At 35.8% G+C, this 15,646-nt stretch carries 15 protein-coding genes and 1 pseudogene; 5 read left to right on the plus strand and 11 right to left on the minus strand.

All coding sequences use genetic code 11. The annotated features are described in order from the left end of the window. The first annotated feature begins 459 nt into the window (after nt 1–459). Nucleotides 460–1,623, plus strand: a complete 1,164-nt coding sequence (locus tag ACS127_RS04045) for a hypothetical protein (RefSeq protein ID WP_440897134.1) — start codon at nt 460–462, stop codon at nt 1,621–1,623. 571 nt (nt 1,624–2,194) lie between these two features. Here ACS127_RS04045 and ACS127_RS04050 read toward each other — a convergent pair. The 5 genes and pseudogenes from ACS127_RS04050 to ACS127_RS04070 all read right to left on the minus strand — a co-directional run bounded on the left by ACS127_RS04050 (nt 2,195) and on the right by ACS127_RS04070 (nt 5,823). Beyond that, nucleotides 2,195–2,650 (minus strand): annotated as a pseudogene (locus tag ACS127_RS04050) (hypothetical protein). Between the two features lie 9 nt (nt 2,651–2,659). Beyond that, complete coding sequence (locus ACS127_RS04055) at nt 2,660–3,673, minus strand: DUF3231 family protein (protein WP_135111512.1); 1,014 nt, start codon at nt 3,671–3,673, stop codon at nt 2,660–2,662. Nucleotides 3,674–3,812: 139 nt separating this feature from the next. After that, nucleotides 3,813–4,040, minus strand: coding sequence for a hypothetical protein (locus ACS127_RS04060; RefSeq protein ID WP_135111514.1), 228 nt, complete (start codon nt 4,038–4,040; stop codon nt 3,813–3,815). A gap of 77 nt (nt 4,041–4,117) precedes the next feature. Continuing rightward, the gene (locus ACS127_RS04065; protein ID WP_135111516.1) at nt 4,118–4,591 is read right to left on the minus strand and encodes an Hsp20/alpha crystallin family protein; all 474 of its coding nucleotides are present in this window, start codon (nt 4,589–4,591) and stop codon (nt 4,118–4,120) included. 359 nt (nt 4,592–4,950) lie between these two features. After that, complete coding sequence (locus ACS127_RS04070; RefSeq protein WP_440897135.1) at nt 4,951–5,823, minus strand: AraC family transcriptional regulator; 873 nt, start codon at nt 5,821–5,823, stop codon at nt 4,951–4,953. 288 nt (nt 5,824–6,111) lie between these two features. Between ACS127_RS04070 and ACS127_RS04075 the strand changes: the two genes are divergently transcribed. From ACS127_RS04075 to ACS127_RS04085, 3 genes are all read left to right on the plus strand, one after another. Beyond that, nucleotides 6,112–7,068, plus strand: a complete 957-nt coding sequence (locus ACS127_RS04075; protein WP_440897136.1) for a TRM11 family SAM-dependent methyltransferase — start codon at nt 6,112–6,114, stop codon at nt 7,066–7,068. Nucleotides 7,069–7,105: 37 nt separating this feature from the next. Then, nucleotides 7,106–7,567: a GyrI-like domain-containing protein gene (locus ACS127_RS04080; protein ID WP_440897137.1), complete on the plus strand. Its 462-nt coding sequence runs from the start codon at nt 7,106–7,108 to the stop codon at nt 7,565–7,567. A 68-nt stretch (nt 7,568–7,635) separates the two neighbouring features. Then, nucleotides 7,636–8,367 (plus strand): N-6 DNA methylase, encoded by a 732-nt coding sequence (locus ACS127_RS04085; protein WP_440897138.1) that lies wholly within the window; start codon nt 7,636–7,638, stop codon nt 8,365–8,367. Between the two features lie 542 nt (nt 8,368–8,909). Here the strand turns inward: ACS127_RS04085 and ACS127_RS04090 are convergent. Together ACS127_RS04090 and ACS127_RS04095 are read right to left on the minus strand one after the other, a co-directional pair. After that, nucleotides 8,910–9,359, minus strand: coding sequence for a GNAT family N-acetyltransferase (locus tag ACS127_RS04090; protein ID WP_404459450.1), 450 nt, complete (start codon nt 9,357–9,359; stop codon nt 8,910–8,912). 443 nt (nt 9,360–9,802) lie between these two features. After that, nucleotides 9,803–10,717 carry an SDR family oxidoreductase gene (locus ACS127_RS04095; RefSeq protein ID WP_440897139.1) on the minus strand — a complete coding sequence of 305 codons (915 nt, stop codon included), beginning with the start codon at nt 10,715–10,717 and terminating at the stop codon, nt 9,803–9,805. A 134-nt stretch (nt 10,718–10,851) separates the two neighbouring features. Between ACS127_RS04095 and ACS127_RS04100 the strand changes: the two genes are divergently transcribed. Continuing rightward, nucleotides 10,852–11,820 (plus strand): helix-turn-helix transcriptional regulator, encoded by a 969-nt coding sequence (locus ACS127_RS04100; RefSeq protein WP_404457167.1) that lies wholly within the window; start codon nt 10,852–10,854, stop codon nt 11,818–11,820. 238 nt (nt 11,821–12,058) lie between these two features. Here ACS127_RS04100 and ACS127_RS04105 read toward each other — a convergent pair whose 3' ends face one another. The 4 genes from ACS127_RS04105 to ACS127_RS04120 form a co-directional block, all read right to left on the minus strand. Next, nucleotides 12,059–12,901 (minus strand): tyrosine-type recombinase/integrase, encoded by an 843-nt coding sequence (locus ACS127_RS04105; RefSeq protein WP_440897140.1) that lies wholly within the window; start codon nt 12,899–12,901, stop codon nt 12,059–12,061. Nucleotides 12,902–13,081: 180 nt separating this feature from the next. Further along, complete coding sequence (locus tag ACS127_RS04110; protein WP_440897141.1) at nt 13,082–13,792, minus strand: MBL fold metallo-hydrolase; 711 nt, start codon at nt 13,790–13,792, stop codon at nt 13,082–13,084. Next, the gene (locus ACS127_RS04115; RefSeq protein ID WP_440897142.1) at nt 13,783–14,175 is read right to left on the minus strand and encodes a cytidine deaminase family protein; all 393 of its coding nucleotides are present in this window, start codon (nt 14,173–14,175) and stop codon (nt 13,783–13,785) included. Before ACS127_RS04115 ends, ACS127_RS04110 begins: the two co-directional genes overlap by 10 nt. 210 nt (nt 14,176–14,385) lie before the next feature. Then, entirely contained in the window at nt 14,386–15,390 is a 1,005-nt protein-coding gene (locus ACS127_RS04120; protein ID WP_440897143.1) for a hypothetical protein, read from the minus strand. Nucleotides 15,391–15,646 lie beyond the last annotated feature (256 nt).

A 15,646-nucleotide genomic window follows, 5' to 3' on the forward strand; every position in this document is an offset into this window, starting at 1 on the left:
ACTCGCTCCTTTTCAAATAAATATTGACATTAGCACTTCATTTCAATACTAACAGAGGTGAATTTCATATTACAAAAAGAGATAAACTTTCAATTAAAATGCTTGCTAAGCCCTATCCAAGGGCACCCTTCCCCTCAACCAAAATCCGTTTGAAAAGTCTTCCATCATACTAAAAGGAATAAATTTAATCAGAATAAATCAACTCCTTTCTTCTGATATTTTCTCTGACTTAGCACTCGAACCATCCGAGTGCTAAGTTCTATTTTTTATATACCACATTTTAATATATTTATAAACATAATTATTGGAGTTACATTTTTATTAAATAATTTTTTATATCTTTTTACTTTTCAGACCAGCAAGTTAATGAATTGTAAATTTTCACTATGTGTTTATTCAAAAAAATCGGGTAAATAAAATGAAATGAACCAATTCTTATATTTATTGGAGGTGAGGTAATTGTTACGATTAACTGTTGGGCTTATTCCTTGTCCCGATACGCCAGAAAAATTAGCTAAAGGTTTCAAAAATAAATTACCTGAATTCTTATCTGCAAAGGTTTCAGATCAAGTCAAATGGTCTGTTGAAGTTACAACAGACCCTCTTATTGGCTCAGCTGAAGACACGCAAGAACTGATGGAGGAAACTGAGTCTATAAAAAAGCAAAAAAACTGGGATTTTGCCATATGTTTAACAGACCTCCCATTGTTTGATGATAAGGATTTGGTCGTGGCAGATGGTGATTATAATCGGCAAGTCGGGCAAATATCGATTCCAGCATTTGGATCTTTTCCTTTAACCGCACGCATAAGGAAAGTATTGCTACAAGTTGTAAAAGAGTTACACAGCCATCAATCGAATAATAGTATGAAAAAAACTGCTGCTACCGCAAAAGAAGGCATGTCTGATCGTGAAAAAGGCGCTGTATCCAGACAATTTTTGTTTTCACTGATTCGTCGTGAACATTCAACCCCTATGGGTAAAAAAATGGATCTGCATCTTGTTATTCGCCCACGTTTTCAGGCTAAACTGCGTGTTTTAGCGGGAATGACCTATGCAAATCGCCCATGGGGCATTATTCCATCATTTAAGCCTGTCGTTGCAGTGGCTTTTGCTACAGGGGCTTATGGCCTTATTTTCCCTACTTTATGGAAGTTAAGTGGAGCATTTGAACTTTTTCGCTTTTTGGGCTTAATGGTTGGTGCAATCTTCAGTATCGTGGTATGGATTATCATCTCGCATAATCTGTGGGAAAAGCCAGCTATAAATAATGATAAAGCTGTCAGAAAATTATATAACCGAACAACAGTAGCTACTTTAACAGTAGCAGTATTATGTTACTATATTACGCTTTTTGTATTATTCCTGCTGACAGTCCTTTTGTTTGTTCCGCCGGATTTATTTCAATCATTAGGTGATTTAAACGAATCTGTTAGCTTCTGGAATTATACAAAATTGGCCTGGTTGGCCACTTCCATAGCAACTTTTGCGGGATCAATTGGTGTCGGCCTTGAAAACGAAGAAATGGTACGAAACATTATGTATGGATACCGACAAAGCCAACGTTCCAAATACTATCGGGGTCAGCAAGATGAAGAAAGAAACGAAACCAAAGATGGTTAAAATAAGATACTCAATCTTGGACATAAAAAATAAGCCCCCGACACTTGATGTAAAAGGCTAAAGTAAATTAAATTATCAAGCTGCATCCTGGAACATCCTGTTGAATAAGCAATCTAAAAATTGGTTAATTGTACAGCTCCATGGATTTTGGATACCGCAATATTCAGTCTACAGAATACAAAAAATACGCAATATTGATAAAAAAAGTTAACAGTTGAAGAAATAGCGGTCTTGCCAACATAATGACAAAAAAACAACTCTAATCCATTTTCTTACAAAAATGACCTAAAAATAGCGTAGATGGATTCTACGATAAAATACTGCCCTAAGTGGGAGAATCATAGCTTCTAAAAGGGGTTTAATGAGGTGAGATTTTTGCGTAGAATTATAAAATTACCCCTTAACGAGCCTATAATAAGGATTCATATGGAAGAAAGTGGCTTAGAGCGGGTTAGATGTCAAAATGTCGGTAGGACCCCCTTATGTACAATACGCGCGCTGATACGGAAAGGCACCCGTTAAAGGAATAAAGTTGGTAATACCCAAGCCTGTGACCCCCCTGATGCAAAAGCTAAAACTGATTAGCCAGCTTTGTTATCATCATGATGTGCTGCAATAAGAATCCCACAACCAAACCCGGAATGACGCTTAATATTGGAAGCCAAATTGGACCGAGCAATATGCTGGATAAAGTTAGTTTAGATGAATAGATCGTTCCTACAGTCACAAAATAGGCTGAAAATACAAATGGTAAAAAGGAATATGGCTTTTTTCCGCCACCTGCATCTTTAAAGGCATCCCACATGGCAAAAAAGTATAAACAAGGATAGAACATGAGCCACTGATAATCTGCATATTGAATCGCTTTTTCTATTTCCCCATGAAAACTTAAAAGGATGACCTCGTTAAAGTTTCACTGTACGTTGACCAAAAACTCTAAGAAAATTAGTACAATCCCTTTGATGTATTTTTTATTTAATAATTGGCCAAAACCAGGTAATGCGATGCTCCACAGCAATTTATCCATTCATAAGACCTAACCCTTATCTCTTGCAATTTGATTTCGATCCGGTGCTTGGGGTGGTTTTTCCAACCATCGATTTTTAATCATAAGATTAGCACCATCTTCGGCGTATTTCGCAATTTCAGCTGTAAGACGTGTGTACGTTGCAATCAAGTCAGTCCTTTGACTGGTTCCAATTGCCGCCCCATATTGACCAATCCCGGCTGTGTTCATTGTTGTAATATGGAACATCATAAGTTTGTCCGAAAACGGAGATTCGGATGAATCCGTTGGTTGAGCATCCCATACTGACGGTGTTGAAAGATGGTCATTGTGCATAATTTTATTGAAAATATCCACGTGTTTTTCTGATATATCCCGTCCTCGTACCATATACTTTCGAACTTCTGGCGATTGGGCTACCTGACTAAATCCCATAATCAGCGCTGCACCCACCCTATTCCTTTCAATATTGTAATATAAATTCGTAATTTCAATGGCATTTAACGGGCGTTTGTCACTAAACCATCCCCCACTCAAATAATGTTGGTCGTTAATGTATTCGATTCTTTCAGGTTTGGGAATATAGGGGGCTCTTGAAAAAATCCCTTTTGTTAATTTTACTTGTGTGGCTTGATCCAGTAAGTCTGCAGATGTGCTTAAGTTTTGTTTAAAATATTGCACAATATCAGAACGTGCGGCATTAGATAAAGCCATCGTATAGGTAGTCATACCTAATTTCCCTAAATTTTGGATATACAAGAGAAAAAAATCATCGGTGTATAATCTTGGTGCGTTTAAATTCACATCCTGGGTTGAAAATCCATCGGGTACAGCAATTTGCTCATTGGTAAACAGGTTTTCGATAAATTGGACGTGTTGCTGGGATAAACTTAAAGCAAACTCCAATACAGAGCGTATGTCTTCATCTTCGACCTGGCTCAATGTATAACTAATAGTCTGTACAGCCATTGAATCGTTTAAATAATTACTCCAAAGACTTGCGATTTCTGCCGAGGTCAATTCAGGATTAGGCTGTGTATTCATAAAATATTCCTCCAAGGTTTTATAAATATCTTACCTTACCCTGCAAAATATTCATGACCCTTTTTGGTATTTTTGCTCATTGAATCAACAAGTAAGCCCCCGCTTGACCACGGGGCTTACTTTGACAGCCTTTGTCAATTTAATTTTCTGCCACGTCATTTCCATGTTTTTGTATATTTTTTCTGCTTTGATTAATCTTTTTATACAGGGCCATCACCCTTTCGTCCGGATGTTCCTCAAACGGACTAACATAAAATGATTCTTCTAGCCGTGACATCAAAACACCAAGCATTTGATTTTTACGTTTTGGAGGCAAATGTGACTTAATAAGAGCCTCGTATTGTTCTTGTATCACTTGTAAAATCATGTTATATCACCCCCATTTATTAAGGGACCCCCTACATTAAGTAATGTAGGGTTCGAGGGGTAACAGCGTTTTGTGACCTATTCGATTTCTATCCTATGCGTGCTATCGTTATTTACCTGTTCTTCTTTGGTCACATTAATTTTGAGCAAACCATCTTCCAACCTTGCACTGACGCCATCTGGTTTGGCGTTTTCCAAATAGAGAGAACGTTGCATAGCCTCAGAACGACGTTCCCTGTGAATATAGTTACCATCTTCGTCTTTGCTCTCAACATCCTCGTTTCGATTTACAGCAATAGAAAGCCTACCGTCGTCGCTTAAATTGACATTAATGTCTTCTTTTTTTACCCCTGGAAGTTCAGCCTCAACCAGGTATTCGTTGTCGGTTTCCCTTACATCAACCTTGAATGGGTCTGTAGTCAAGTTTCTTCTAAGGGACGGAAAATCACTAAAGGCTTCATCAAAGAAGTCATCAATCATGTTGAAAGGATTCCTTGGGCTTGCACTAACCACATTACGATTTTTTCGGTTGAAAGGAATCAATCCAGCCATTATTAATCACTCCCTTTATAAAATTTTAATTGTTGTACTCATTCAGTTAATAAGTGATGATTTTTGTTTTAAATCATTGGGTTTCTGTTCGTAAACCACGGGTCATGAAAGAAGTCGCCAACCATGTTGATAAAATTCCCCGGCCCGTCTCTACTAAGACCTCGAACCCTTTTGTTGAAAGGAATCAATCTAGCCATCATTAACCACCTCTTTATGATGTTGTTGTTAGCACTCGGTAAATATGAGTGCTAACTTCTATTTTTTATGTACCACATTTTTATATGTTTGTAAACATGTTTTGCACAAAAAATTTTGTGTTTTGATCTTCTACAATCTTGGCCCGATTGTCGAATATCCTATTAATATTTTTCTATGATCGGTATCCATATTTCACTCTTAAATTTTGACGAGCTTGTGTCCTTATTTTCGTTCCATAGAATTTCAGGACCTTTTACTTGCTCGTAATTTGAAGAAGGGAACCACTCGGAATAAATACGTCCCCAGATATCCTGTAATGTTTCAGGAAATGGTCCCACTGATTCAAAAACAGCCCATGTTAGAGCAGGAACATCAAGTTGGGTAAAGTTATTAGGACATTCATTTGTTGTTGCAACACCAATATAATGATCAAGTTCTCCTTCTCCCTCCATTCTACCTTCTGAAAAGTTTACAGATGCACTAAGCAGTCCCACAGGTTCAACATTAGAAAGTTTTTTAAGTTTATTTATCGCTTCACTATCTAAACTTCCCCACATAGAGGCAATTTCTGGATTCACTCCGTTGAAAATAATAGGAACTCTTTTTTTAACACCAATGATGTTAAATGCCTTTCTTTTTTCAATTCGATAACTCAAAGCATCTCCTCCTTTGATGTCCAGTTGAAACGTTATACGTGGAAATGCTTTTAAAGACTCCCCACTTTTTACTTTAGAAGGATTTATACCATGTAGTTGGTAAAATGCTTTTGCAAATGAATCAGGTGAATGGTAACCGTATTTCATTGCAACATCAATTACTTTCGTATTACGATTTCCTAATTCAAGGCCTGCTAGGGTTAAACGCCTTCTCCGAATATATTCTAATAAAGTTACCCCAGATAAATAAGAAAACATCTTTTTAAAATGGTATTCCGAACTACGTGCGATGTTTGCTACTTCCGTCATATTTATTTCATTTTCAAGATTTTCTTCAATATAAGTCAGCGCTTTATTTAAATCCTTTAACAAAGCCAATTCATCACTCCCCTTCTATCTAAAATTATACCTTCTATGGGTAAAGTCACGCGACATTTCGTGTTCTATAAAAGGCTTATTTTAAATATCACTTCTTTCTTTTCTGTTAACCCGATAGAAATTGTTAATAAATTGTCGGGTTTATTTATTTTCAATTTGTTATTCTGTTCTCAGAAAGGAGGGTTTATATGGATTCTAAACACAAACATTTTAAAAAATATCAGAATCCTAATATACAATATGAGAACTTATTTTGCTACTGTATTAACAGGTCTAGAACAACTTTTAGTGGAAGAAATTAATGACAAACTGATAGAGGCACAGGTAATTAAAATAGCAAGAGGTAAAGTGTTCATAAAAACAAATTTAAATTTAGATCAATTAAAAACTTTAAAATTAGCGGACAATCTATATCAAGTGATTACCCGATTTGATGTTGGAATCCATCGTCCAGACTTACAACAATTGTACAATCAAATATATTGGCTCAATCTTAAAAAATTTCTAGGAAAAGGAAGTTTTTATGTAAATGTAAGTCGTAAAGGACAGCATACGTATAGCCGATTTGAAGCAGCACAAAAAGCAATAGAAGGGATTAAAAAAAGGTATCCACATAGAAAGATAGGCACTGCAAATCGGCATGACGTCGAATTCCGTTTGGATATTGAAGGTCATCAGGCGCTTTTTTCATTAAGGTTAACAGATGCAACCTATCGTTTTAGACAGCATCAAAGAAGTTTTACTGCTGCTTCTCTTTTGCCAACAGTTGCTCATGCAATGGTACGGCTTTCAAAACCTAAGGAAACAGATGTTTTTATTGACCCTTGTTGTGGGTCAGGCACCATCTTATCCGAGCGATTATCGTACCCTTTCACCTATGTTGGAGGTGGAGATATAGATAACAAAGCTCTGGCTGCGGCTCAAGAAAATCTCAAGAACTCTTTTGCAGAAGTAAATCAATGGGATGCCAGGGAACTAAAAATTGCGGATACGTCTATTTCAAAAATCGTAACAAATCTTCCATTTGGAAGACAAATTTCATTCGGATCTGAAACAAAGGAGATAAATCAAGCGATATTAACTGAAATATATAGAGTGCTTACACATCAAGGGACAGTCGTGATTCTTTCAGAGGGATGGAGTGAGATTTTACAGATAGCAGAAATTTTGGGTTTTTCCTTGATAGATAATTATAACTTAAGTCTTAAAGGGTTACATCCAACAATTTATGTCTTTAAAAAATAATTTTAATAAAAGGTACGTTTGAAAGGGTGGATATTAATTGGAATATAGATTTGTAAAAAAAACCCCCTTCAAGGTCGTTGGGTTTTTGGAAAATACACATACCAATGAAAGGGGAGTCTTTATCCCAAACGACAATCATTTTACTAAGGAACAATTTCGGCAATCTTTAGAACAACTATTAAATACAAGAGTAGACAACCTGTTACATGTAGCTGTCAACAAAACGGAACAATCAGTGGATTCTTATATCGGAATTGAAACAACGGCAATATGCCCTCCATCTCTTGTGAAACTGAAAATCCCTGAGCAAACATGGGCAGTCTTTGAAATAGGTTCTCTTTCTCCCCGTATCATTAACAAAACATGGTATGATTTATTTATATATTGGTTTCCTGTACATGGATACGAATTGGCCAATAATATAGAATTTTTTCGCGAAATGAAAGAGCGTCATAAATACGAGCTCTGGATCCCAGTTATAAAAAACAAATCTTACTAACACACAGATGATACTCCCCAACCCAATTTAAAACACTTTGTTAGAACTATTTAAAGGGGTAATTATGCATGAAATTTGAATTTGAAACAATTAAAAAAGATTATGGTGATTTTTCCAGTGATAGAGTATTAATTAATGCCCCTAGAACACCTGCATTTCCTGTGAGGATAGCAAGCGAAATTATGGCAAGATGTTTATCTTTCACAGACTCATCGGATGGTATCTCTATTTATGATCCATGTTGTGGTGGCGGTCATTTGCTAACTGTGATTGGATTTCTTTACAGCGCAAATTTAAATAAAGTATACGGCACAGATATTGATGCTAGGGCTCTTGATTATGCTAAGAGAAATTTAAACCTTCTTACAATGGAGGGGTTACTTCAAAGAAAAAAGAGTATTGAATGCAATTATAATAAATATGGAAAACAACCCCAATTGGAAGCGCTGCGTAGTGTAAATCGATTAGCATCTATGTTAATCGATTCTAATAAATCTCTAAAGGATATTCAATGTTTAAAGTGGGATATCACAAGTACTAAGCCTCCATTATCGAGAGAGATTAATATCGTTATTACCGATTTACCCTATGGAAACATGGCCCATTGGGAAGGAATAATGAAGAATAACCCTACTGAACAGATGCTTAATAATATTTATCAGATTCTTGATTTAAATAATTCCGTTGTCGCTATTGTCTCTAATAAGAAACAAAGAATAAAGCATGAGTGCTTTAAGCAAGTTAAGCGTCTTAAACACGGTAAAAGACAATTCACGTTTTTACGCCCACTAAAATTTTAATCCTTTGAAGTTTAAGTGTACAAGTGTAGCTTTGGAATAAAGTTTTATCAAAACGGATTCTTGTCTTGAATGAGTGTGAAGTTTTTATAAAAAATTGATCGTTTTTTATCTATGATATTCAACAATCGTGCCCGTTAACAAATCAATTCCAATAAGAGATCTCAGGTATTCTAAAATTTCTACTTTACGTAAAGACTCGGTATGACCTAATAAACAGTAAATAAAATCGATCAGTTCTTCACAAGTATAAAAATAAGCTGTTGCGCAGTATAAAGTCTACTACTAATAAAAATAGTTGTTTCACAATCTCTGAGCCCATTGTGGAACAACATTATTGTAAAAGAAATATCTTTATTGCTACTGATCTATGACATTTTTATATTAGAATTCACATATTGTTAAGTAACAATAAAGTTGTTGACTTTTTTCAGATGAGAAGCCACATTTCTCCGTTGAAAAATGCGGCTAGTTCAAATTAAAGTTCTTTAATTTTATTCAATAAAAGCACTCTGATAATTGAAGACTATTTAAAATGACAACCCTTATAAATCTTGAGAAAGTCGGACCATATCGATAACTTGGATGCCATTTTCATATATTGGTTCATCATAATGCCTAACAAAAAAATCACGATCAATTGAAGTCATTCTAAAACCGCATTTTTGATATAGTGCCAATTGAACAACTCCTGAATTGCCAGTTCCAATTTCAATGGTCTTATATCCATCACGTTTTGCTGTTTCAACTGCATGGAGGACAAGTTGCTTTCCATAACCATTACCATGATATTCTTCATTCACTGCCACATTTACAATTTCTACTGTTTCTGGTCGAGTTAGAATAAGGACATAAGTTCCTATAATTCTTCCATCAAGATTCATAATAAAGCACTTACCTCTTGAAATATATTCTCTGACAAGCTTTTCCGATGGATCTGCCAACAATAATAACTCTAATGGCAATTCCTCATCCTTATTTAATTCTCTTATCAATTTACACACCTCAGTTTTCACTTTTATTTTTAAATCCTAGTCAAAATACCAAATTTCATTTAATTACTGTTGAATGATAATAAGGTTTTTGCTCAACTATGTATTAAGAGACCGGTTGCCACTATATAGTGTACCCTTTGTAAAGGACATTTTAATTGCGATTCTAAATATGGATGGTCTTTTGTTTACTCAAAATAAAAAAACAATTGCTTCAAAAATCCAGTACAATAAGTTATTCCATTAAATGGCCCGATTGAAGCGCAGCTCCTGTTCAAGAACTGCACCCGTTTGTTTAACATCGATTAACTGCTCATTAAACAATTTGCACCCTTGTCTTGCTTATTAAAAAAGAACTGCCCAGGGTAAGGGATGCATATAAGATGACCAATATGAAAATCATGAATTGAAAATATTTATCAGTAAATACCTTTTTGGTACATCATTTATCTATAACCTTCTGCATTGGCAGGTTTATCAGCCTCCTGAACTTCAACTAAATACCTCCAACAATCAGGCTTAGAACCATCAAGATCAGTGAACCCATAAACCTGTGCAAGCTTTGCGCTTGACAGAGATTGGCCGTTCCAACGTGATACTTTTGGGTCTCCAGCAAGAGCTGCCACAGCACGTCCCACATAACGTGGCGTTTCTGAGATAACGAAATGAGGTTCCTTCTTAGTAGCGTCACGCCAGTTTTCTTCCTTGACACCATAATGATCGAGCATGATTTCGGATCGCATCCAGCCTGGGGTTAAGGAGACCGCTGTGCAATAATGCTGTTCTAATTCGCGAGCGAGCCCTTCCGCTATACGGATGACTGAGCTTTTCGCTAGATCATAAAACATTGGTGATCGATAGTTCTTACTATTATACTCTTTCGTACCATCGGTCATTTCAATGACAAGTCCCCCTTCGTTTTTGATGAGCAACGGCAATGCATAGTGGCTCGTAACCAAATGAGTATCGATAGCTAAACGAAGCATTCTTAAACCTTTTTCGAGCGAATGCTCCCATACACTCGCATTATTCCAGTCAACGAGATATTCACCGCCCCAAATATCATTTACAAGTATATCTAATTTCCCGTATTCTTTCTCAATTCTTTCAATCAAGGTCTGCACTTGTTCAGGTACCAGATGGTCAACTTGAACAGCAATTCCGACTCCACCTAAATCATTCACTAATTCTGCTGTTTCTTCAATCGTTTCAGGCCTCCCGTATTCAGAAAGCTCATTTCGTGTAGTACGACCAGTGATATAGACAGTAGCTCCTGCAGCCCCTAACTCCATTGCAATACCACGTCCTGCACCTCTTGTTCCACCAGCCACTAAAGCGATTTGACCTTTTAAAGACTTCATTTACATTCTCCTCACTTTACATTATTAAAGTATCTTTCAATTGATACTTTTTGTAATATCTATAGTATAATCTATAATGTTGACACCTTATGTCATATAAAAAATTTTTAATATATTTAGTTAGGTGGTTATCAATGCGGGCAGACAGACTTATTACCATAATATTGTTGCTACAAAATAATGGAAAATTAACAACGAAGGCATTGGCGAAGGAGCTGGATGTGACAGAGCGTACAATCCATCGGGATATGGAAGCCTTGAGCAGAACCGGCATTCCGGTTTTTGCAGAGCGCGGGAGACACGGAGGCTGGTCAATACTTGAGAGCTATCGTACAAATTTAACAGGACTAAAAGAATCTGAAATTCGTACACTATTCGTTTCTCCTTCTACGCAATTGCTTGATGATCTGGGCATGACCCATACATCCGAGGAAGCAAGGAATAAACTGATTGCTTCGCTCCCTGCAAATTACCGTAAAAACGCTAAAGACGTCTGGAATCGTATTCATGTAGACATGAGTACATGGCGTAAACAGAAAGAAAAGATAATGTCGTTTGAAGTCCTTAAAGACGCCATATGGAAAGAAAATAAATTAAAAATTGAATATCAGCGGGCAGATGGAAAAACGAATGCACGTGTTGTAAGACCACTTGGACTTGTAGCCAAGGGAAGTCGTTGGTACTTCATTGCTTCCAAAGAGAACGATGAAAAACGAAATTACCGGGCATCACGAATTTTATCAGCAATACCTATGGAAGAAACATTTGAAAGACCTAAAGACTTCAATCTTGCTCAGTATTGGGAATCATCAACAAAGGCTTTTATTGAGAATTTACCTAAATACGAAGTGCGGGTAAAGGTTATGCCTTCTATCTTGACGCGGCTAAAATACTCGGGTCAATTTGTTCAAATTGTTGAGGTTGAAAATAAAACTCAAGGTGATTGGATATCAGTTAAGCTTTCTTTTGATACCGAAGACGAGGCAAAGAGCCATATATTGGGATTTGCTGATCAAATAAAGGTGATTGAACCAAAAGAATTACACGATAAGATTCTTAAAATGGCTGAAAGCCTTGTAGCATTTTATAAGGATGGAAAGTGATATCCATGTTGATCAAAAGTTAATATGATCAACATGGTTGGACTATCTATATCCTAATTTCACACGTATCTCGGAGTATCCCAATAGATTCTTAGCTGTATTCTTATTCAATTAATTGGCCCTTTTATGAATAGTGATTATTTATAGCCCACTTGCATGTGTCCCATACTAATTGTTTAATTAATTTTAACACAAAAGGTAATATTCGGAGTACATTGCAAGTAAAAAAGTATCACCTTTAAAAATACTTGCTATAAAAATCATGTCTTAATTTTCCACTGAGATGAGCGTAAATTCTTGTTGTTTCACTCTTTTCATGACCAAGAAGGCTTTGAATTACTTCAAGAGGAGCACCATTGTTTACCATGTGTGTGGCAAAACTGTGACGCAATTGATGTGGATGAATCGTTTTATTGATTCCAGCACGATTAGAAATACGTTTAACAATGTGTCTCAAGGTATCTACACTCATACGTCTTATAGGTTTACGCTCAGTGACAAATAAACAGGGTTGGTTATCATCACGTTCATCTAAATACCTTTTTAGCCAAATCGCACAACGTATATTAAAATAAACTTCTCTTTCCTTATCGCCTTTGCCATGCACGATCACCGAGTTTCCAATAAAATGAATATCATCACGATTTAATTTCGCAACTTCTCCAATCCGACAGCCAGTCGAATAAAAGAATTCAAACAAAGCATTTTCCATCGATGTATAACATCCTTCTCGAAGGTGTTCAATCTCATGCGCGGAAAGAAACTTTGGAATTCGCTTGCCTAACTTTGGTTCTTTTAATTTAGCAGCTGGATTTTTTAAGATATAACCTTCCTCATGGATCCATTTAAACAACGATTTAATGAATCGTACACGATGACCTAAACTAGATGGTTTTAAATGTTCTCCAGCTTCGACCAGGTATTGTTTCAGATTTTCTGTGGTTATATCGCCTATTCCGATATCACCGAAGTAACGCTTTAAAAGATTACATTGAAAGCCATACACCTTCAAAGTAAGAGAAGAATAGCCTTCAATTCTTTTATCAGAGTGGTATTTTTCCCATGCTTCAGACAATAACATGTTTTCACGCTCCCATACTATGAATCAATTAATTTGATTTCAGTATGGTCTGCTTAAACATCCTTTATTCAACAATCGAATTAAAAATACATCCCTAGATCAATCGCAAAAACACAACTGAGACGCCTATCCTAATTCTAGATAAGCGCCCGTTAAAGGAATAATTTCAAACGGATACCGTTAAATAAGAGATCTCAGGTATTCTAAAATGTCCAATTTACGTACAGGGTCGGTATGACCTAATAAACAGTAAGTAAAATCAATCGATTCCAATGTTTTGATTAAACTTTTTAGTTTTTGCAAGTCGAGGTAATAATTATTGAAAAAGTCTTCGCTTGTTGCATCACCGATAAATAGTATTTTTTCTTCGGGAATATAAATTAATAGAGAATCATCTGAATGCGGAGCTTCCACGTGAAATATTTCTGCTGTTATTTCTCCCAAATCCAAATACAGATCTTGATTTACAACTAAATCGGCAGTAGTAATCATGATCTCACTTAAATTCTCGTACTCATTCCTAAATTCTTCTTGTTTAAAATCAGTATCTATTCCTTGTTCGATTCTCGCCTTCATTGCTTCCTCTGACCATTCATACCTCTGCAATTCTTTTAATTTTTCATTTGTTTTTTTATGGGCAATTTTAAATCCCTTGGCAGCACTCATACCAAATGTATGATCCCAATGCCAATGGGTTATTACTACGAAATTGGGCTGGTCCAAGTTATGTTTTAAAAGACCTGTATTAAACGCTTGGACATGTTTTGGTGACGTCCCGGCATCAATCATTAAGCTATAATTATTGCCTTTGACATATCCTAATAAAGGACGATCATAATCAGGGTTATGAGGTAAATAAAATATTCTGTCAGTCAGCTTTTTTAGTTCCATATGTAATCCCACCTTTCAGGTAAAAGTTCTTCTAAAGTAGTTATTTTATCGTTAGGCAATAACACTTGGCACTCCAAATTACTATCGTCAATTTGACTCAGTAACTCTCGACAACGACCACATGGAGGCAAAATCACCCCATTTTCATAAACTGCAACAATTTTTGTTATTTTACTTTCACCTGCGGTAATCATAGATGAAACAGCACCATGTTCAGCACAGAATCCAATAGATGTAGGAACAGTAATGGAGACGCCTGTAAAGACGTTTCCTTTATCTGTTAATAAAGCTGATGCAACATGACCAGCTTCACCATTTCTAGAAATTTTTCTTGGATGCAAAGTATTTCGCGCAATTTCGTATAATTCATTCATTGAAATCATATGAAGACAACACCTCTGTAAAAATTAATAATGATTTCGAGACTACATATAGTATACATACCATCATACCAATCTTCAACATAATGGCTCGATTGAAGCGCAGCACCTATTCAAGAACTGCGCCCTACTCTTGAACACACTTGTTTGTCAATAGCACCTTATTAAGTAGAACTAAATATTCTTCCGATGATCCATTTCCGATTCCACATTTTATTCATATAGAAACTCCACACGTCCAATAAAGTCTGCTACAGTGTAGGGTTCGAATGGTTCTATGTAGATCGCTTCAGCATCATCTAAAGATTCCTGAGCAAGTTGTCGATACCCCTCTTCTGATTGATCTTCTTGATGATAATGTAATGGTATAGGATATCTTACGATAGTTCCATCACCGTGAGACGAGTACGTTATGGTTCCGGCTGCCATCCCTTGATTGGTTAAACTTAAATGAGTTACGTCATTAGGATAAGGAACTTCATCAGAAACTTCTGTAGGATCACCAGCGGAATTATAAGTTACGTCAACAACAGGAACACCCCACTCATCTTCCCACATAGCCCATTGATCTAAAGTTGGCTCTCCATATATTGTCATAATGATTCGGGCATAATCTATTTCTGATTGGGTATAGTGAGTTTGTAGATCTTGATTAGACATTGAATAAAAAGAATCATCATTTGTAACTGAATAAAGAATTTTTTTATCACCGTCATGCCGTAATTCAAATTGTTCAGTTCCACTTTCACTATGAAGTCCCCACATCTCATTTTCATCACTATCTAAATCAAGTGTTAAAACATTTCCTTCTATTGTTTTATCTTTAATAGTAGAAGTCATATCAAAATCCCAACGATTAAAGCTTTGATAATAATCGTCTTCTACCACTATTATATCTGACATATCTTTTATAGAAGTTTTATAAGGCTCTCCTGAAAAGATAACATATATTCCTTTAAAATCTTCATATGTATATGCTTGCTCTTCTGCATTTTCTTCATTTGAATCCGCAAGTTCTGGATTCTCAATTACTGTTTCTTCTCCTTTTTCTATTGGGTAATCTGCTACTTCTTTACTACCAAGAGTATAGATTCCTATAACGCAAAATAGTACGCCAAAAATTACTATCACCCAAACCAACCATTTCTTATAAAATGGCTTCGATGGTCTAGACCTAATTTGATTTCCATATTCATCATAATATTTTTTCTTTGTCATTAGTTTTCCCCTTATTTATTTTCTTCTTTTCAATCGACACAATTCTAACACTATATTAAACAATCTGGCCCGATTGTTGCATTGTCACAATTCAGCTAATCAATACAATAGTATCAAACTTCTTTATAAATATCGAACTTTGATTTAAATAATCCAACTTTATTATAAATTATCAATCTTTATTTCAAAGCTACACTTTTTCTATAAATTATTTGTTTGCTACTTGTATGTTACGTGTATGCTACGTGTGAATTTT

The sequence above is a fragment of the Amphibacillus sp. Q70 genome, from assembly GCF_052055485.1.
Taxonomy (GTDB): domain Bacteria; phylum Bacillota; class Bacilli; order Bacillales; family Amphibacillaceae; genus Amphibacillus.